This is a genomic window from Shewanella sp. BF02_Schw (assembly GCF_014596695.2).
Taxonomy (GTDB): Bacteria; Pseudomonadota; Gammaproteobacteria; order Enterobacterales; family Shewanellaceae; genus Shewanella.
In genome coordinates this window covers 546,502-563,581 of sequence record NZ_JABKAW020000001.1, presented here as the reverse complement: position 1 = coordinate 563,581, position 17,080 = coordinate 546,502, and the positions used below count along the sequence as shown (strand labels likewise).

Sequence of the window (17,080 nt, the reverse complement as noted above, 5' to 3'; positions counted from 1 at the left end):
AAAAGGCGACTCAAAGGAGTCGCCTTTTACTTTATAAATTAAGTGTTTTAGCTAAATCAAGTGCTTTAGCTAAACTAAAAATTTAATTTGCGATTAGCCGATTTTCACTCGTGCATTACGGAACATGCGCATCCATGGGCTATCTTCACCCCAGTTATCTGGATGCCATGAATTAGCAACAGTTCTGAATACTCGCTCAGGATGCGGCATCATAATGGTTACGCGACCATCAGTGGTACAAATACCCGTTAAGCCATTGGCAGAACCATTTGGATTTTCTGGGTACTGGGTCGCAATTTGACCATGACCATCAACATAACGCAGTGCAATAGTGCCCGATGCTTCTGCATTTGCTAACGATTGAGCATTAGCAAATTCCACTAAGCCTTCACCATGCGATACAGCGATAGGCATACGAGAGCCAACCATACCGTCAAAAAATACCGATGGATTTTGTTGCACTTCAACCAAACTGAATCGAGCTTCAAAACGCTCAGAGCGGTTACGCACAAAACGCGGCCAATGCTCACTTCCTGGAATAATTTCTTTCAGATTAGATAACATCTGACAACCATTACACACGCCAAGGGCGATGCTTGAATCACGTTCGAAGAAACGGCTAAACTCATCGCGAGCACGGTCATTAAACAGAATCGACTTAGCCCAACCTTCACCAGCACCTAACACGTCACCATATGAGAATCCGCCACAAGCCACTAGGCCTTGGAATTCTTCAAGGCTAATACGGCCAGATAAAATGTCCGACATGTGCACGTCGCGGCTTTCAAAACCGGCACGGTCAAAAGCGGCTGCCATTTCAACATGAGAGTTAACGCCTTGCTCACGTAAAATAGCCATTTTAGGGGCAGCGCCTTTAAGAATATAAGGTGCAGCCACATCTTCACTTGGATTAAAGCCTAATTTAACCGTTAATCCTGGCGCATCAGCTTGTTGTTTAAGCTCATACTCTTCACGCGCACATTCTGGGTTGTCACGTAGCGCTTGCATGCGATAGGTCGTTTCTGACCACAAAGTGCGCAGTGCTGTACGACTATCAGCAAATATCACTCGCTCGCCATCGTTAATGCTAATCTTGTCTGCCGCTTGTAAGCCACCAATGTGATGACACGTGACACCTTTAGCCTCAAATTGTGCGGCAATGGCTTTGGCATCAACAGCACTGACTTGAATTACAGCACCAATTTCTTCGTTAAATAAACGCTCTAAATCAGTACCATTCAAGCTGGCTAAATCAATCATTAACCCGGTATTACCGGCAAAGGCCATTTCCACTAAGGTGGTAAATAAACCGCCGTCGCTACGGTCGTGATAAGCCATAACCGCTTGCTCGGCGACTAACTGCTGCATCACTTCAAAAAAGCCCGCTAAGTTGGCGGTTTTATCTAATGTGGGTGCAATATCGCCTAACTCACTGTAAACCTGCGCTAAACAAGAACCGCCTAAACGATTTTGGCCATTGCTTAAGTCCAGCATTAATAATGCACTGTCACCTTTATCATCACAAAGTTGCGGCGTTACCGTTTTACGAATATCTTGCACCACACCAAAAGCGGTGATGACTAACGACATAGGCGATGTGACAGTTTTCTGAGTACCATTTTCTTCCCATGCGGTTTTCATCGACATGGAGTCTTTACCGACGGGAATAGTGATACCGAGTTCAGGACAAAGGTCTTCACCAATCGCTTTAACCGCCTGGTATAAACCCGCATCTTCACCAGGGTGACCCGCTGGCGACATCCAGTTAGCTGAAAGCTTAATGCGCTTGAACGAGCCAATATCGGTACCAGCAATGTTCATAATCGATTCGGCAACTGCCATACGAGCAGAGGCGTCGAAATCGAGTAATGCTAACGGAGTACGCTCACCCATCGACATCGCTTCACCGCAGTAGCTGTCATAACTTGATGCGGTTACTGCACAGTCGGCAACAGGAACCTGCCATGGACCCACCATTTGGTCGCGATTAACTAAACCAGTGACGGAGCGATCACCTATGGTGATAAGGAAGGTTTTGTCAGCCACGGTTGGCAAGGTTAAAATGCGCTTAACGGCATCGTTTAGCTCAATTTTAGTTTGATCTAACGCTGGCGATACTGCTTTGGCAGTCACCACATCACGGCTCATCTTAGGCGCTTTACCTAATAAAACTTCAAGCGGTAAATCAATCGGCTTGTTATTAAAGTGACTGTCTGCAAGCGTTAAATGCATCTCTGCAGTTGCTTCACCAACCACCGCAAATGGCGCGCGTTCACGGGCACAAATATCAGCAAATTGTTGTAAGTTCTCTGGTGCAACCGATAACACATAACGCTCTTGAGATTCATTACACCAAATTTCAAGCGGGCTCATGCCTGGCTCGTCAGAAGGAACATTACGTAAATTGAATACCCCACCGCGATCAGCATCATTCACTAACTCAGGGAACGCATTAGATAATCCACCAGCGCCCACATCGTGAATAAATTGAATTGGGTTGGTGTCACCTAACTGCCAGCAGCGGTCGATAACTTCCTGACAACGACGTTCCATTTCTGGGTTTTCACGTTGTACAGAGGCAAAATCTAAATCTTCGCTAGACTGACCAGACGCCATAGAAGATGCGGCGCCGCCACCTAAGCCAATGTTCATTGCCGGTCCACCAAGCACAATAAGCTTAGCGCCAACGGTAATCTCACCTTTTTGAACGTGTTCTTCTCGGATATTGCCTAAGCCACCGGCAATCATAATCGGCTTATGATAACCACGCACTTCAACGCCATTGTGGCTAGAGACTAATTGCTCGTATGTGCGGAAATAACCGGTAATGGCAGGACGACCAAATTCATTGTTAAATGCTGCGCCGCCAAGAGGGCCTTCGAGCATGATTTCTAACGGAGTGACGATACGATCTGGTTTACCGTAATCCCCTTCCCATGGTTGTACAAAACCAGGAATTTTCAAGTTAGAAACAGTAAAACCAGATAAACCTGCTTTAGGTTTAGAACCTCGGCCAGTAGCACCCTCATCGCGAATTTCACCACCAGAACCAGTAGCAGCGCCAGGATATGGGCTAATAGCGGTTGGATGATTGTGAGTTTCTACTTTCATCAATATATGCATTGGTTCAGTGTGATAGTTATAAACACCATCGGGATCAGGGAAAAAACGACCCGCTACCGGACCCGTCATCACTGCGGCATTATCTTTGTAAGCTGATAACACGTAATCGGGCGTGACTTCAAAAGTGTTTTTAATCATTTTGAACAATGATTTTGGCTGTACTTCGCCATCGATTGTCCAGTCTGCATTGAAAATTTTGTGGCGACAATGTTCCGAGTTTGCTTGAGCAAACATCATTAGTTCGATGTCGTTAGGGTTACGCTTTAAACGAACAAAATTTTCAATTAAATAGTCAATTTCATCATCGGCAAGGGCCAAGCCTAGCTTAATATTGGCCACTTCTAAAGCGCGGCGGCCTTCAGCAAGAATATTCACACTGCTAAATTTTGCTGGTTCTGTACGAGCAAATAATATTTCAGCAGCTTCAAACGCCGGCAGCATGACTTCGACCATGCGGTCATGCAATAAACCTTGCAGTAGTTTTTGCTGCTCGGCTGTTAATACTGACGCTTCAACATAATAAGCAATACCACGCTCAAGACGGTTAACTTTGCCTAAGCCACAGTTGTGGGCAATATCAGTAGCTTTAGAAGACCAAGGAGAAATAGTGCCAGGACGAGGAGTAACAAACAGTAAAGTGCCTTGTGGGGCATGAGACTCAATAGCTGGGCCATAAGTAAGAATAGTTTCTAACTGTAGACGTTCATTATCATCTAGTGGTTCACTCAAATTAGCTAAATGTACATATTCAGCATAAATTTGCGATACAGGAAGCGCTGCGTTTTCGCAAGCCTCCATGAGTTTTTGAACTCTAAATGCAGATAGTGCTGGGGCTCCGCGAATGATTTCCATCACGTCTATTCACCTTTATAATATAGGAGGATCAGAATTGGCGCTATTATAGGGAATTGCACACTACAAATCACCTTCAAGCGCAGGTGAAAACAGTGTTTCCTGATAGGGAAAATATCCCACTCAAGTAATGCTAAAATGAATAACATAAACACTTTACCTTTTAACAAAAAACAACCACTAAATGCTGCTTATTTACTCAACTATAGGCGTTTAGGAAAACTACTGATAAAGTAAGCAAAAAATAAGCTAACTCCCCTACATATTTAAAGGCTATTCAACCGGTATTTCATTCGTTTTTACACATCACTCTGGTGACATTAACGAAACAACTTAAGATAACCAATTAATAAATATGATCAAAACCTTATTCATAATCTTACTTTGCGGGATGTTATCCGCCTGTCAACCTGTTGATATTCAAAATGTTGATATTGCTGCCCCCGCACCTAAGCGTACCGTATTAAAGGTAGGGACATTATATGGCCCGCAGATTTATCTTAATTCAGAACAGGGTGAAAGCGGATTCGACTTCGAAATGGCGCAGCGCTTTGCTGACTATTTAGCCGTTCCTTTAGAAATGATCCCGTACACCAATCGCAAGCAATTATTCGCGGCATTAAAAGAAAACAAGATTGATATTATTGCGGCTGGCATCGCTAAAACTCCTAACCGTAGTCAACAATTTAAGCTCGGACCCACCTTATATAAAGTCAACCAAGTGTTGGTCTATAAGGAGGGTACTCCGGAACCCAAAGATATTAGTACTCTGTCAGGTGAAATTACTGTCATGGCTAACTCATCTTCAGTCAATACCTTAACCAAATTACAAAAAGACTATCCTGAGTTGATGTGGAATCAAGTCAACGACAAAGACAATGAAGAACTGTTTGCATTAATTGCCAACGGTGAATTGAACTACACCATTTCAGATTCAAATAGTTTATTGATCAATCAGCGTTTTTTACCTGAACTACGCGCGGGGATGATTTTAGAAGAAAAGGTCGAAGTGGTGTGGCTATTACCGCCGAATAACAGCGACCGTTTAATGAGTAAACTATTGGCTTTTTGGCATAAAGAAAGGCGTGCGGGTACGCTGGAGCATTTGAACGAGAAGTATTTTGGCCATGTTAAGCGTTTTGATTACGTTGATACTCGTGCCTTTATCCGCGCAATTGATAACATTCTGCCCGAATATCGTAGTTTTTTCGAGCAGTATTCTGGAGAGTTAGATTGGCGTAAATTAGCGGCCGCAAGTTATCAAGAATCACACTGGAACCCGAGTGCTCGCTCACCTACAGGGGTGAGAGGTATGATGATGCTAACTCAACCTACAGCGGCTTATGTTGGTGTAGATGATCGCTTAGATGCAGAACAAAGCATACGTGGTGGGGCATTTTATTTAAAAGACATGATGGAGAGATTGCCTGACACCATCTCTGAAGCTCAACGGATCTGGTTCGCACTGGCTTCCTATAATATCGGTTTAGGTCATGTTGAAGATGCACGACGATTAACTGAATCAATGGGAATGGATCCTAGCGCATGGCGTGATGTCAAAAAAGTATTACCTTTGCTGCAACAATCTAAATATTATAAACAAACTCGATATGGTTATGCCCGTGGTAGCGAAGCTGTTCATTATGTTGACAGTATTCGTCGTTATTACGACACTTTAGTGTGGATCGATAATCAAACCCAAAAGTTGGAGATTATTGAAGAACCTCAACAAATTGAAATCATTGCTGAAGACGCTTCAAAAAATATCCATGAAGCAGCACACTAATTTTTGTGCTGACACGCTTATCGTCATAAACCTGACCGATAATTGTCACGAATATAAGGTACTATGGTGCTGAATTTATCGTTAGAAAGCATTCTGCTAAAGTATGCGGTTTATCAGTAACCTCGATGAGGTTAGCCAATATTAAGGGATCACGGTATGAGAAGAAGAGCTATAAGCAACACCATGTCACGTCGTCGCGTCATGCTTAAAGTACATAAAAGCCGCATTCAAAATCGTCAACGAGCTCATTTTTTATTGGTACAAACTGAAAATTAATCTTCCGTTAACCACATAAAAACCAGTCACTCAATCAGTCTATTTTATAGCTAACTGTTTGAGTGCTTTTTTTTCTGCTCTACGTCGTTGAAAAAATGCACTTAGCTGCGCACCACACTCTGCAGCCAACACACCTGAACTGACTTCAAGCTGATGATTAAAAACTGGATGTTGTAATAAATTAATCACGCTACCTGCCGCGCCAGTTTTTAAATCATCTGCACCATAAACAACCCGCGCAATACGACTGTGCACCATGGCACCTGCGCACATAGTGCAGGGTTCTAACGTGACATATAAAGTCGTGTCGAGCATACGATAATTCTCTAACACCTTGCCGGCTTGACGAATACATTCCATCTCGGCATGAGCGGTTGGATCGTGATTCACAATACTTAAATTACAACCACTGGCAATCAATACATCGTCTTTAACCAATACGGCACCCACTGGCACTTCGCCTTTTAGCTCGGCTTGCTCGGCAAGTTGCATCGCTAAACGCATCCACTTTTCATCAATGGCGCGCTGAAGCTGATTCGATTTCTCATTGTGCGCATTAGAAAGTGGGCAAGTATCGCTGGAAACGTGTTTTTTTGGGGTATCTGTCACTCTATAAAACCTAGGTAATTGTCATACGTGGCTATTCTAGCAAATAAAAAAGACGCCGCAGCGTCTTTTTATTTAAAGTAAGGAGTCACGCTACAACGTTATTCCCATTCAATTGTTGCAGGCGGCTTACCTGAAATATCATAAACCACACGAGAAATCCCATCGACTTCATTGATAATACGATTCGACACGCGACCCAAGAAATCATACGGTAAATGCGCCCAATGCGCAGTCATAAAGTCGATAGTTTCTACCGCGCGTAACGATACAACCCAATCATACTTACGACCATCACCCATTACACCTACCGAACGAACAGGTAAGAAAACGGTAAAGGCTTGGCTGACTTTATTATACAAATCCGCTTTATGCAGTTCTTCAATAAAGATAGCATCGGCACTGCGCAATAAATCACAATACTCTTTTTTGACTTCGCCAAGAACACGAACACCTAGACCAGGTCCTGGAAACGGATGACGATAAAGCATGTTGTAAGGCAAGCCTAACTCTAAACCGATTTTACGCACTTCATCTTTAAATAATTCACGTAATGGCTCAACTAAACCCATCTTCATATTGGCAGGTAAACCGCCAACATTGTGGTGCGACTTAATCACATGCGCTTTACCCGTTGCACTGCCCGCTGATTCAATAACATCAGGATAGATAGTACCTTGGGCTAGCCATTTGGCATTAGCGCATTTCTTTGATTCTTCGTCGAAAATCTCAACAAACACACGGCCAATGATTTTACGTTTGGCTTCTGGTTCTGCTTCGCCAGCCATCGCATCTAAGAAACGGTTTTCAGCATCGACGTGAACAATTTTGAGTCCAAAATGATCGCCAAACATTTCTAATACTTGATCCGCTTCATTCAAACGCAGCAAACCGTTATCCACAAACACACACGTTAGTTTATCGCCAATCGCACGATGTAATAGCATCGCCACAACCGATGAATCTACCCCGCCAGATAAACCCAGAATAACTTCGTCATCACCAATTTGCTTTTTTAAACGCTCAATAGCATCTTCAATAATTGATGATGGCTTCCAATTGGCTTTACAGCCACAAATGTCTAGCGCAAAATGCTCTAGCATACGCTGACCTTGGCGAGTATGCGTCACTTCTGGGTGAAACTGTACGCCGTAAAAACCTTTATCTTCATTGGCCATCGCAGCAAACGGACAAGTTGCTGTTTTAGCGACGGTCACAAAACCTTCAGGGATAGCAGACACTTTATCGCCGTGGCTCATCCACACATCAAGCAAAGGTTTGCCTTCTTCGCTAACGGCATCTTCAATGCTTTTAAACAAAGCTGATGTGGTTTGCAATTCAATTTGTGCGTAACCAAACTCACCTTCGCCAACGCCTTGAATCACTTTGCCACCCAGCTGCTCTGACATGGTTTGCATGCCGTAACAAATACCCAATACCGGTACACCAGCAGTAAACACATATTCAGGGGCACGCGGTGAATTGTCTGCTGTGACACTTTCAGGGCCACCGGCTAAAATAATACCGTTTGGGGCAAACTCACGAATTTGCGCTTCGCTCACATCCCACGCCCATAACTCACAATACACACCAATTTCACGGATACGACGCGCAATAAGTTGAGTGTACTGAGAACCAAAATCGAGGATTAGAATCTTATGATCGTGAATATTACTCATGAATAACCTTTACATATTAATTAAGTGTAATAACTCGCATCCAATTGATGCGGTCAAATTAACGCTAATAAAACGAGGGCGACATAACGTCGCCCTTATCATAATTACGAACGATAGTTTGGTGCTTCTTTGGTAATGGTCACGTCATGAACGTGTGACTCACCCATACCTGCTGAAGTCACTCTTACAAACTGTGCTTTTTCATTTAACTCTTTAATCGTGGCACAACCGGTTAAGCCCATGCATGAACGCAAGCCGCCCATGTGTTGATGAATGATCTCTTTCAACTTACCTTTGTACGGCACGCGACCTTCAACACCTTCAGGTACGAGTTTGTCTGCTGCGTTGTCACTTTGGAAGTAACGGTCAGATGAACCTTGAGTTTGGCCCATAGCGCCCAGAGATCCCATACCACGGTATGACTTATAAGCACGACCTTGGTAAAGTTCAGTTTCACCCGGCGCTTCTTCAGTACCAGCAAACATAGAACCCGCCATGATGCATGATGCACCTGCAGCTAATGCTTTAGCTAAGTCGCCAGAAAAACGAATACCGCCATCAGCAATAACAGGAATGCCTAAGGCGAGTACTGCTTCAGCAGCATCAGATACCGCAGTGATTTGTGGTACACCGACACCCGTTACAATACGAGTGGTACAAATTGAACCAGGGCCAATACCGACTTTAACGGCGTTAACGCCCGCTTCAACTAGCGCAATTGCACCAGATGCGGTGGCAACGTTGCCGCCAACAATTTGTAAATCAGGGTATTTGGCTCTAGTGTCACGAATACGCTGCAATACGCCTTCTGAATGACCATGTGATGAGTCAATCAATAACACGTCAACACCGGCTTTTACGAGCGCGTCAACACGTTCTTCATTGCCAGGACCTGCGCCGACTGCTGCGCCAACACGTAAACGACCTAATTCGTCTTTACATGCGTTTGGTTTGCGTTCAGCTTTTTCGAAATCTTTAACGGTGACTAAGCCTTTAAGTTTAAAGTTTTTATCAACCACTAAGACTTTCTCAATACGATGAGAATGCATTAGTTTTTGTACTTCATCTAACTTAGTACCTTCAGTTACTGTGACTAGACGATCTTTAGGGGTCATCATGTCGGCAACGGTTTTGCTCCAATCAGTCACAAAACGCACGTCACGACCTGTAATAATGCCCACTAGTTCGTGTGCATCATTGACTACAGGGTAACCAGCAAAACCATTATGTTCAGTTAATAAACGTAAATCAGTTAAGCTTGTGGTAGGTGTAACAGTAACGGGATCTTGAACAATACCGGCTTCATAACTTTTAACTTTACGGACTTCTTCGGCTTGTTGCTCAATACTCATGTTTTTATGAATAAATCCTAAACCACCTTCTTGCGCCATCGCGATCGCAAGACGAGATTCAGTCACAGTGTCCATAGCAGCAGACACAAGTGGAATATTTAATTCGATTTTAGTCGTTAAACGAGTTTTAAGAACAGCGGTATTAGGGAGTACGGTCGAGTGGGCAGGAACCAACAACACATCATCAAAGGTTAGTGCATCTTTCAGTAAACGTAGCATGGCAACATCTCCCTAGTAAGTAGGATTTGAGGTGAAATATTGCGGCGAGATTATACCTTGCATATTGCAGTTGGTAAATGGAAAATGGATTTTTATTAACGTTAGAATGAGAACTCTCATGAGTGCCACAAAAAACAATGTTTATAGTGTTTCGCAATTAAATAGCGAAGTGAGGCATATTATTGAAGGTCAAATCGGCAAAATTTGGCTAAATGGTGAAATATCAAACTTTTCGGCCCCAAGTTCAGGGCACTGGTATCTCACCTTAAAAGACGCTCATTCACAAGTTCGCTGTGCCATGTTTAAGGGCCGTAATCAATCTGTGCGTTTTAAACCCGTCAATGGTCAACAAGTGTTGATTAAAGGCGCCATCAGTGTTTACGAGCCTCGTGGCGATTATCAGCTGCTACTTGAGTCAATGTTGCCAGCAGGTGATGGACTACTCGCACAAGAATTTGAAGCATTAAAACTAAAATTGGCCGCTGAAGGCCTATTTTCCCTAGAAACCAAACGCCCTATTCCAACTAATATCCAACGAATTGGTGTCATCACATCGGCAACGGGTGCGGCGTTGCGAGACATCTTGCATGTATTAGCACGCCGAGATCCCTCTATCGAAGTGGTTGTGTACCCCACTCAAGTTCAAGGTGCTACAGCCAGTCAATTAATCTGCCAAGCCATTGTTACTGCCAATCAACGCATGGAAGTTGATGTACTGTTGCTTACCCGTGGTGGTGGCTCGTTAGAAGATTTATGGTGCTTCAACAGCGAACATTTAGCCCATGCGATTTACAACAGCGCACTGCCTGTGGTGAGCGCTGTTGGCCATGAAATAGATACCACTATCAGTGATTATGTTGCCGATGTACGCGCCCCTACGCCGTCAGCCGGTGCTGAATTATTATCGAAAGACAAAGGCAATAAAGCTGAAAAGTTGGCGCTATTGCTATCGCGTTTACAGCAAGGGATGAAACATTACCAATTGCAGCAGTATGGACGATTAACTCAGTTATCTCACCAACTCCAACGCCATGAGCCGCAACATAAACTGCAGCAATTTGAACAACGATTTGACGAAATGCAAATGCGCTTAGAAAATGCCTTACAGCATAAACTCAGTCGCCTAACCTTACGCCACCAGCAATTACATAATCGCTTGCAACAACGTTCACCAATTAATACCTTAACCATAGAAAAACAGCGGCTTGGGTATTTAATTGAACGCTTTAACGACGCCAGTAAAGATTATTTTAAACAGGCTGAATCACGAGTTTCACAGGCCGCCCATAAACTTGATACCGTCAGCCCGCTGGCAACCTTGAGCCGAGGTTACTCAATCACAAGTACCAATGAGCATGTTATCGAAAATGCCAATCAATTAAGCAATGGTGATGTAATTCATACTCGGTTAAAGCAAGGAAGTGTCACCTCAACAGTGACAGATGTCTCAACCAAATAACGAACATAAGCTCGATGAAAGAAATGTGCTGGGAATGTGTGAACCAGAGATATTATCGATTATATACTCAAGTGAATTCAAACTGCAGGTTTTAATTTCTGAAAGTTATCATTAATTGTATCACCGAGTGTATCGGCAATATCGGGGAGGGTGATGCTAAAAAAGTCAGTGATTTTTCGTCGGAATTCTTTTGTCGTTGCGAAGTATTGCCCATTCCTCGCATGCTTATTCATTACCTTCCACAATCGTTCTATTGGGTTTAAATTTGGACTATAAGGCGGCAGGTAATGCAATGTTATATTCAGATTTTTAGCCTCTTTAACTACTAAGGCATTTCGATGGTATCCAGCGCCATCAAGCACCAAATGGATAACACCACTTGTTGAGTAACGCGCTCTAATTTGGTTTAAAAAATCGATGATGGATGCACCGTTAACCGTTTTGCTATATTGCTCAATGACCGCTTCTGTTAAGTGACCAAGTCGGATTGCACCAACCACGTTAATACGGGTTCGGCTTCCCGTCGTTTCTATCGGTTTATCAACGCCTTTTTTTATCCAGCCTGCGGTGATTTTTGTGGCTTGGGTCGGATGAACCGCATCCATAAATAATAACGGTTCATCAGGGGTTAACGAGGATTTTAGTTGCTCATAATATTCAATGAAAGCCGTTTGTTTGTCTTCATCAAATTTGTGAGGAACCCCTTTAGGGTTTTTATAGCTGAACTGATGTTTATGCAGCCATTTATTGAGGCCTGACACTGTGTACTTAATCTGAAATTGTTCTGAGATATAAGCGACTATTTGATGGCTATGCAAGTAGGTCACCTCACACAGGTGTGCAATCAATAGTTCAGTTTGCTCTTGACTCAGATAACTTAAGGAGCCGCCACTATTACACGTGAGTTTTTGGTCGTGAGCATAGGCATCAATGTATCGAACTACGGTCGTTTCGTGAATACGTAACGCTTGGGCAATCATTGGCGTTGGCCAATTTTCATCGCGTAGTAAAATGGCTTTAATGCGATCACACTCACGCCTATCACTCGAGCTTTTATGTCGAGTTTCCAATGCTACTTTTTGTTCTGGCGAGAGTGTAATTTGTTTCATGGGGCTATGATGATCCCATTTGGGACAAAATCAAGCATTTTCAATGATCACGGGTATATATGCTTGTTATTTAACTCACTTAACATCCATATATCAAATTACGTGTGCCAAATACATGTAGTCATCTAGATTATTGTTCACTAACTCCGTTATCGGTTAAACAAAAAAGCCATCTTTCGATGGCTTTTTTATTTACAGATCAACAAGCATCGCTTGTTAACCACACTCATGGATAAAACTATTTACCCATTGGTGTTAATACAATTTCTACACGACGATTTTGCGAACGACCTTGCTCGGTAGAGTTGCTGGCAATTGGGCTTGACTCGCCCATACCAGTTGAAGATACACGTGAACCACTAACCTTCTGGCTCGTCATATATTGCGCAACTTCACTCGCTCGTACTTGTGACAAACGCAGGTTATAAGAATCTGAACCCGAACTGTCGGTATAACCAATCACATTTAAGCGAGTGTCATCATATTCTTTAGCCACTAATACAACACTGTTTAACACTGATTTAGCGCGTGAACTTAAGACAGTTTGATCAACCGCAAAAGTCACTTCATTAGGCATGTTCAGTACAATATTGTCACCGTTGCGCGTCACACTCACGCCAGTTGATTTTAACTGTTTACGCAATTCTGCTTCTTGCACATCCATGTAATAACCAATACCACCACCAAGAGCCGCACCAGATGCTGCACCAATTAATGCACCTTTACCGCGGTCGCTTTTGCTTGATGAAAGTACACCAATGGCTGCGCCTGAAAGACCACCGATAATAGCGCCATTTGTGGCTTTAGCATTTTCTGATTCGCCCGTATAAGGATTAGGTAATTGGCAACCAGACAACAACAGCGCCGAACCGATTAATGAACTGCATAACAATGATGCATTTAACTTTACTGACATACACACTCCTAACTACTTATCCCATATGGATAAGTAAAAACTGACAAAATCAAAAATCGTCATTCTAACGTAGATCTAAGGTACATAAGCATAAATTTTACGTTATATTTTATTAATCAAACGTCGACGAAACCCAATCACTCCAGCGAGTAAGCCAATACTTAACCAAGATAACGCCCCGCCTGAATGTTCAGTTTGGATATACACCTCTTCCACATAGACCGCATCACGGTCGCTACTTTCAAGTGGCAACGCGTACAAGGCATTCGACTCATCACTACTTATTGTCGCAACCGGATCGGCATAACCTAGTTCATATAAATCGATCAACACATCATAGTGATCGGCTTGATAACCACTGGCTAACGTAGTGAGCACTTCGTAATCATCATTACTAGAATCTGCGTGGAGGTTGAATACGTCAGTTGAGTAATAATGGATCCACGGCCCACCATCTTGGCTTAAATATAACTCGGCAAATACATCAGCCTGAATGTCACCCGCACTGCTGGTTATATCAGCATCAAAGGTCACACTAAAGGTTTGATAAAAACCATCATAATCATAGTCATCAAATAAACTTGAATCTGCACCGTAGAAAGAAAAGTCGTAATAAACAACTTGATTTTGCTGCGCCAACGCTCGTTGTTGCTGGTTGGCCGTTGTCGCGGCAGCTTTTTGATTTTTAGCCATCACTTGTTCACGGGTGACTTTTTTATTCAGGGTTGCAACGGTACCTTGCAACTTAGCTTGCTCATGTAAAGCGCTCACCCTAGCCTGCTTGTCCGCTTCAGTTTCTGGCGTTTGCGGATTAATGACTCTTGCTTGACTGTATGTACCAAAAGCTTGTTCAGAGATCCGCTCGGCGCCTTGTACTGTTGGCGAACTTAACCAGAGTGCACTAGCAACACATAAACTTACGCCCCATTTTAGCTGGGTATTAATTGTCGATAGATTGGCTGTCTTGGCAGTATTATGTTTCATGTTAGTTCCTCACAGTCTTGATATTGAGGCCATTTAACCCTAATCAAAATGAACGTAAGCTGAACATAGTAATAAGGTAGACTTCCGATATCGCTAACCTTTAGTGCCACTGTTATAAATCAATACCGCGAAAACATCCCATAGAGGTAAACCATTCAGTTAATGTTCATCTGCTACCCATTATACTGCCAAGTCAAATCATCGATACATTGGCATTTACTGATATCTTACGGGCGTTTATGTTTCGCTTACGGCTATTTACTCAATAAGATTAAGTAGATGTTTCTATATAGAAAGGGATCTTTTACACTGGCAATAATGAGGTTATTAGGGAACACAATATGCAGCGTATGCTCAACGTAAATGCCACCATGTTAGGCCTGATGTTAGCGGTACTTTCACTAGCGTGCTCAGTGCCGTCCTATGCTGCTGCATTACATTCATCAGCAGGTGCTCAGTTCTCCCCAGGCCCCAATAATAATCGTCAAAACAATAACCAGCAGAACAGTAATCTGGTGGTTAATAGCGCTCAACAAGCTGTACAAATGGCTCAACGAAGTTATTCAGGTAAAGTATTAAAAGTGCAATCAGCTAACGTCAATGGACATCCTGGTTATCGAATTAAATTACTCACCAATGATGGAGTCATTTTTTATGTGTTAGTCGATGCCACTAATGGCTCGGTTACAAGGAACTAGCTCATGAGATTATTACTGGTCGAAGACGATTTAGCCCTACAAGCAAACATCAAACAGCACCTTATCGACGCGCAATATACTGTTGATGTCGCCAGCGATGGTGAAGAAGGCTTATTTCAGGCTCAAGAATATCAATACGATGTCGCCATTATCGACGTCGGTTTGCCTAAGCTTGATGGCTTGTCATTAATCAGTAAGTTACGTGAGCAAGACATTAGCTACCCGATCATTATTTTAACCGCTCGAGACAGTTGGCAAGATAAAGTGGTCGGATTAGATGCCGGCGCAGACGATTACTTAAGTAAGCCGTTTCAGCTAGAAGAACTTGTCGCACGAATTAATGCATTAATTCGCCGCTCCGCAGGTAAAGCCAGTCCAGTGATTCAAAATGGTCCCTTTAGCATTAATACCCGCAGTTTAGAAATTAAAAAGAGCCTGCAAATAATTAACCTTAGTGGTTCTGAGTACAAACTATTTGAATACCTGATGCTGCACCCAGGGTCGGTACATTCCAAAAGCAGTTTAATTGAACACATTTATGATCAGGATTTTGATTTAGACTCCAACGTGATTGAAGTGTTTATCCGTCGTTTACGTAAAAAACTCGACCCCGACAATCAATATCAATTAATTGAAACACTGCGTGGTCAGGGCTATCGACTGCGTCAATTAGACCCTGATGCGTAAACTACTCAGCTCGCTTAAAGTCCGCATTGTGATCAGTGCGTTATTACTGATTTTGGTATTATTGCCCATTATCGGCATAACCGTTAATAACGCCTTTGAAACCCAAATTAATGTCGCGGCAAAAAACCAGTTAAAAGCCTATGTTTACTCTGTTTTAGCCATGGCAGAAGTGGAAGATAACCAATTACAAATGCCGTCTCATTTACTTGAAAACCAATTCAATGTGATTGGTTCAGGTCTTTATGCGTTAATCACCACCAAAGATAATCAGCTACTGTGGACCTCAAACTCATTTCTCGGCCTCAACACCCCGATTAACTTACCCAAGCCCGTAACCGGTAGAAGTACCTTCGACTCGATATTGATTAATGACAAGCCACAGTTGATATACAGTTTTAGCGTGAGTTTTGCCACCAGCGAACAGCCTTTTACCATGACGCTGCACATTATAAAAAACCAACAAGAATACCTACAACAAATCCAAAAGTTTTCTAACACCTTATGGACTTGGTTGCTAGTGTTAACCGCCTTATTGGTTATTGTACAGCTCAGCTGGTTGCTATGGACCCTAAAACCTTTAGGCCAATTTAGCCAAGAACTCAGTGCGGTAGAACAAGGCACATCAATGCAACTCAGTACCCGCTACCCTGTGGAATTGCAAAAAGTAGCGCAACAGTTAAACACCTTATTACAAACCGAACAAAATCAGCGTAAACGCTACCGTAATGCGTTAGCCGATTTAGCCCACAGTTTAAAAACACCTTTAGCGGTAATCCAAACTCAAGCTGATTTAAGCGACGCCTCGATGGAACAAATTAACCGTATAAACCAAATTATTGCTTACCAACTAAAGCGGGCACAAAGCGCGGCGGGCAGTGCTTGGCACTTAGGGGTTAATGTTGACAGTATTGCCGTTAAATTAGTCAGAACCTTAAGTAAGATATACCAACATCAAAACCTCACCATTGAGTATCACCCCAACGAACAAGCCCGCTTTAAAGGCGATGAAGCAGACTTAACAGAAATGCTTGGTAATGTGCTCGACAATGCCTGCAAAGCCGCGAAAACAAAAGTGACATTAACCCTTACACAGCAAGATAGTCAGCTGTGCATGACAATTGAAGATGATGGTGAAGGTATTCCGAAAGATAAACAGCAACATATTTTTGAACGGGGGATCCGTGCAGACACTTACACTCAAGGCCACGGGATCGGGCTGGCAATCGTTAGAGACCTTGTCGACAGTTATCACGGTAAACTTACTGTTGGCCAATCGGCATCATTGGGTGGCGCTCAATTTGAGTTTACTTTCCAACAATAAACGCCTGCTTTAG

12 protein-coding genes are annotated in these 17,080 nt (G+C 43.0%); 5 read left to right on the top strand and 7 right to left on the bottom strand.

The features are described 5' to 3' along the window. Nucleotides 1–93 precede the first annotated feature (93 nt). Nucleotides 94–3,975, bottom strand: coding sequence for a phosphoribosylformylglycinamidine synthase (gene purL, locus HNW13_RS02660; RefSeq protein WP_192115361.1), 3,882 nt, complete (start codon nucleotides 3,973–3,975; stop codon nucleotides 94–96). A 355-nt stretch (nucleotides 3,976–4,330) separates the two neighbouring features. Here purL and mltF point away from each other — a divergent pair, with 355 nt between their 5' ends. Continuing rightward, nucleotides 4,331–5,761 (top strand): membrane-bound lytic murein transglycosylase MltF, encoded by a 1,431-nt coding sequence (mltF, locus tag HNW13_RS02655; RefSeq protein WP_192115362.1) that lies wholly within the window; start codon nucleotides 4,331–4,333, stop codon nucleotides 5,759–5,761. Nucleotides 5,762–6,076: 315 nt separating this feature from the next. On the opposite strand, the gene tadA is transcribed toward mltF, so the two are convergent. The 3 genes from tadA to guaB all read right to left on the bottom strand — a co-directional run bounded on the left by tadA (nucleotide 6,077) and on the right by guaB (nucleotide 9,893). After that, a complete protein-coding gene (gene tadA, locus HNW13_RS02650; protein ID WP_206780909.1) occupies nucleotides 6,077–6,556 on the bottom strand; it encodes a tRNA adenosine(34) deaminase TadA in 480 nt (159 codons plus the stop codon). Nucleotides 6,557–6,744: 188 nt separating this feature from the next. After that, the gene (guaA, locus tag HNW13_RS02645; protein ID WP_192115363.1) at nucleotides 6,745–8,322 is read right to left on the bottom strand and encodes a glutamine-hydrolyzing GMP synthase; all 1,578 of its coding nucleotides are present in this window, start codon (nucleotides 8,320–8,322) and stop codon (nucleotides 6,745–6,747) included. 104 nt (nucleotides 8,323–8,426) lie between these two features. Continuing rightward, entirely contained in the window at nucleotides 8,427–9,893 is a 1,467-nt protein-coding gene (guaB, locus tag HNW13_RS02640) for an IMP dehydrogenase (protein WP_101085482.1), read from the bottom strand. A 118-nt stretch (nucleotides 9,894–10,011) separates the two neighbouring features. Here guaB and xseA point away from each other — a divergent pair, with 118 nt between their 5' ends. After that, the gene (xseA, locus tag HNW13_RS02635; RefSeq protein ID WP_192115364.1) at nucleotides 10,012–11,352 is read left to right on the top strand and encodes an exodeoxyribonuclease VII large subunit; all 1,341 of its coding nucleotides are present in this window, start codon (nucleotides 10,012–10,014) and stop codon (nucleotides 11,350–11,352) included. Nucleotides 11,353–11,429: 77 nt separating this feature from the next. Here xseA and HNW13_RS02630 read toward each other — a convergent pair whose 3' ends face one another. The 3 genes from HNW13_RS02630 to HNW13_RS02620 all read right to left on the bottom strand — a co-directional run bounded on the left by HNW13_RS02630 (nucleotide 11,430) and on the right by HNW13_RS02620 (nucleotide 14,361). Further along, the gene (locus tag HNW13_RS02630) at nucleotides 11,430–12,461 is read right to left on the bottom strand and encodes an IS630 family transposase (protein ID WP_124013279.1); all 1,032 of its coding nucleotides are present in this window, start codon (nucleotides 12,459–12,461) and stop codon (nucleotides 11,430–11,432) included. 238 nt (nucleotides 12,462–12,699) lie between these two features. Further along, nucleotides 12,700–13,377 (bottom strand): OmpA family protein, encoded by a 678-nt coding sequence (locus tag HNW13_RS02625; RefSeq protein WP_162022615.1) that lies wholly within the window; start codon nucleotides 13,375–13,377, stop codon nucleotides 12,700–12,702. Nucleotides 13,378–13,479: 102 nt separating this feature from the next. After that, a complete protein-coding gene (locus tag HNW13_RS02620) occupies nucleotides 13,480–14,361 on the bottom strand; it encodes a choice-of-anchor H family protein (RefSeq protein WP_192114496.1) in 882 nt (293 codons plus the stop codon). A 341-nt stretch (nucleotides 14,362–14,702) separates the two neighbouring features. Here HNW13_RS02620 and HNW13_RS02615 point away from each other — a divergent pair, with 341 nt between their 5' ends. From HNW13_RS02615 to HNW13_RS02605, 3 genes are read left to right on the top strand one after another with little or no spacing between them, the layout of a single operon-like run. Beyond that, the gene (locus HNW13_RS02615) at nucleotides 14,703–15,059 is read left to right on the top strand and encodes a PepSY domain-containing protein (RefSeq protein ID WP_242445092.1); all 357 of its coding nucleotides are present in this window, start codon (nucleotides 14,703–14,705) and stop codon (nucleotides 15,057–15,059) included. A 3-nt stretch (nucleotides 15,060–15,062) separates the two neighbouring features. Next, a complete protein-coding gene (locus tag HNW13_RS02610; protein WP_059747866.1) occupies nucleotides 15,063–15,746 on the top strand; it encodes a response regulator transcription factor in 684 nt (227 codons plus the stop codon). After that, a complete protein-coding gene (locus HNW13_RS02605) occupies nucleotides 15,739–17,067 on the top strand; it encodes an ATP-binding protein (protein ID WP_101085491.1) in 1,329 nt (442 codons plus the stop codon). Before HNW13_RS02610 ends, HNW13_RS02605 begins: the two co-directional genes overlap by 8 nt. The last annotated feature ends 13 nt before the right edge of the window (nucleotides 17,068–17,080 follow it).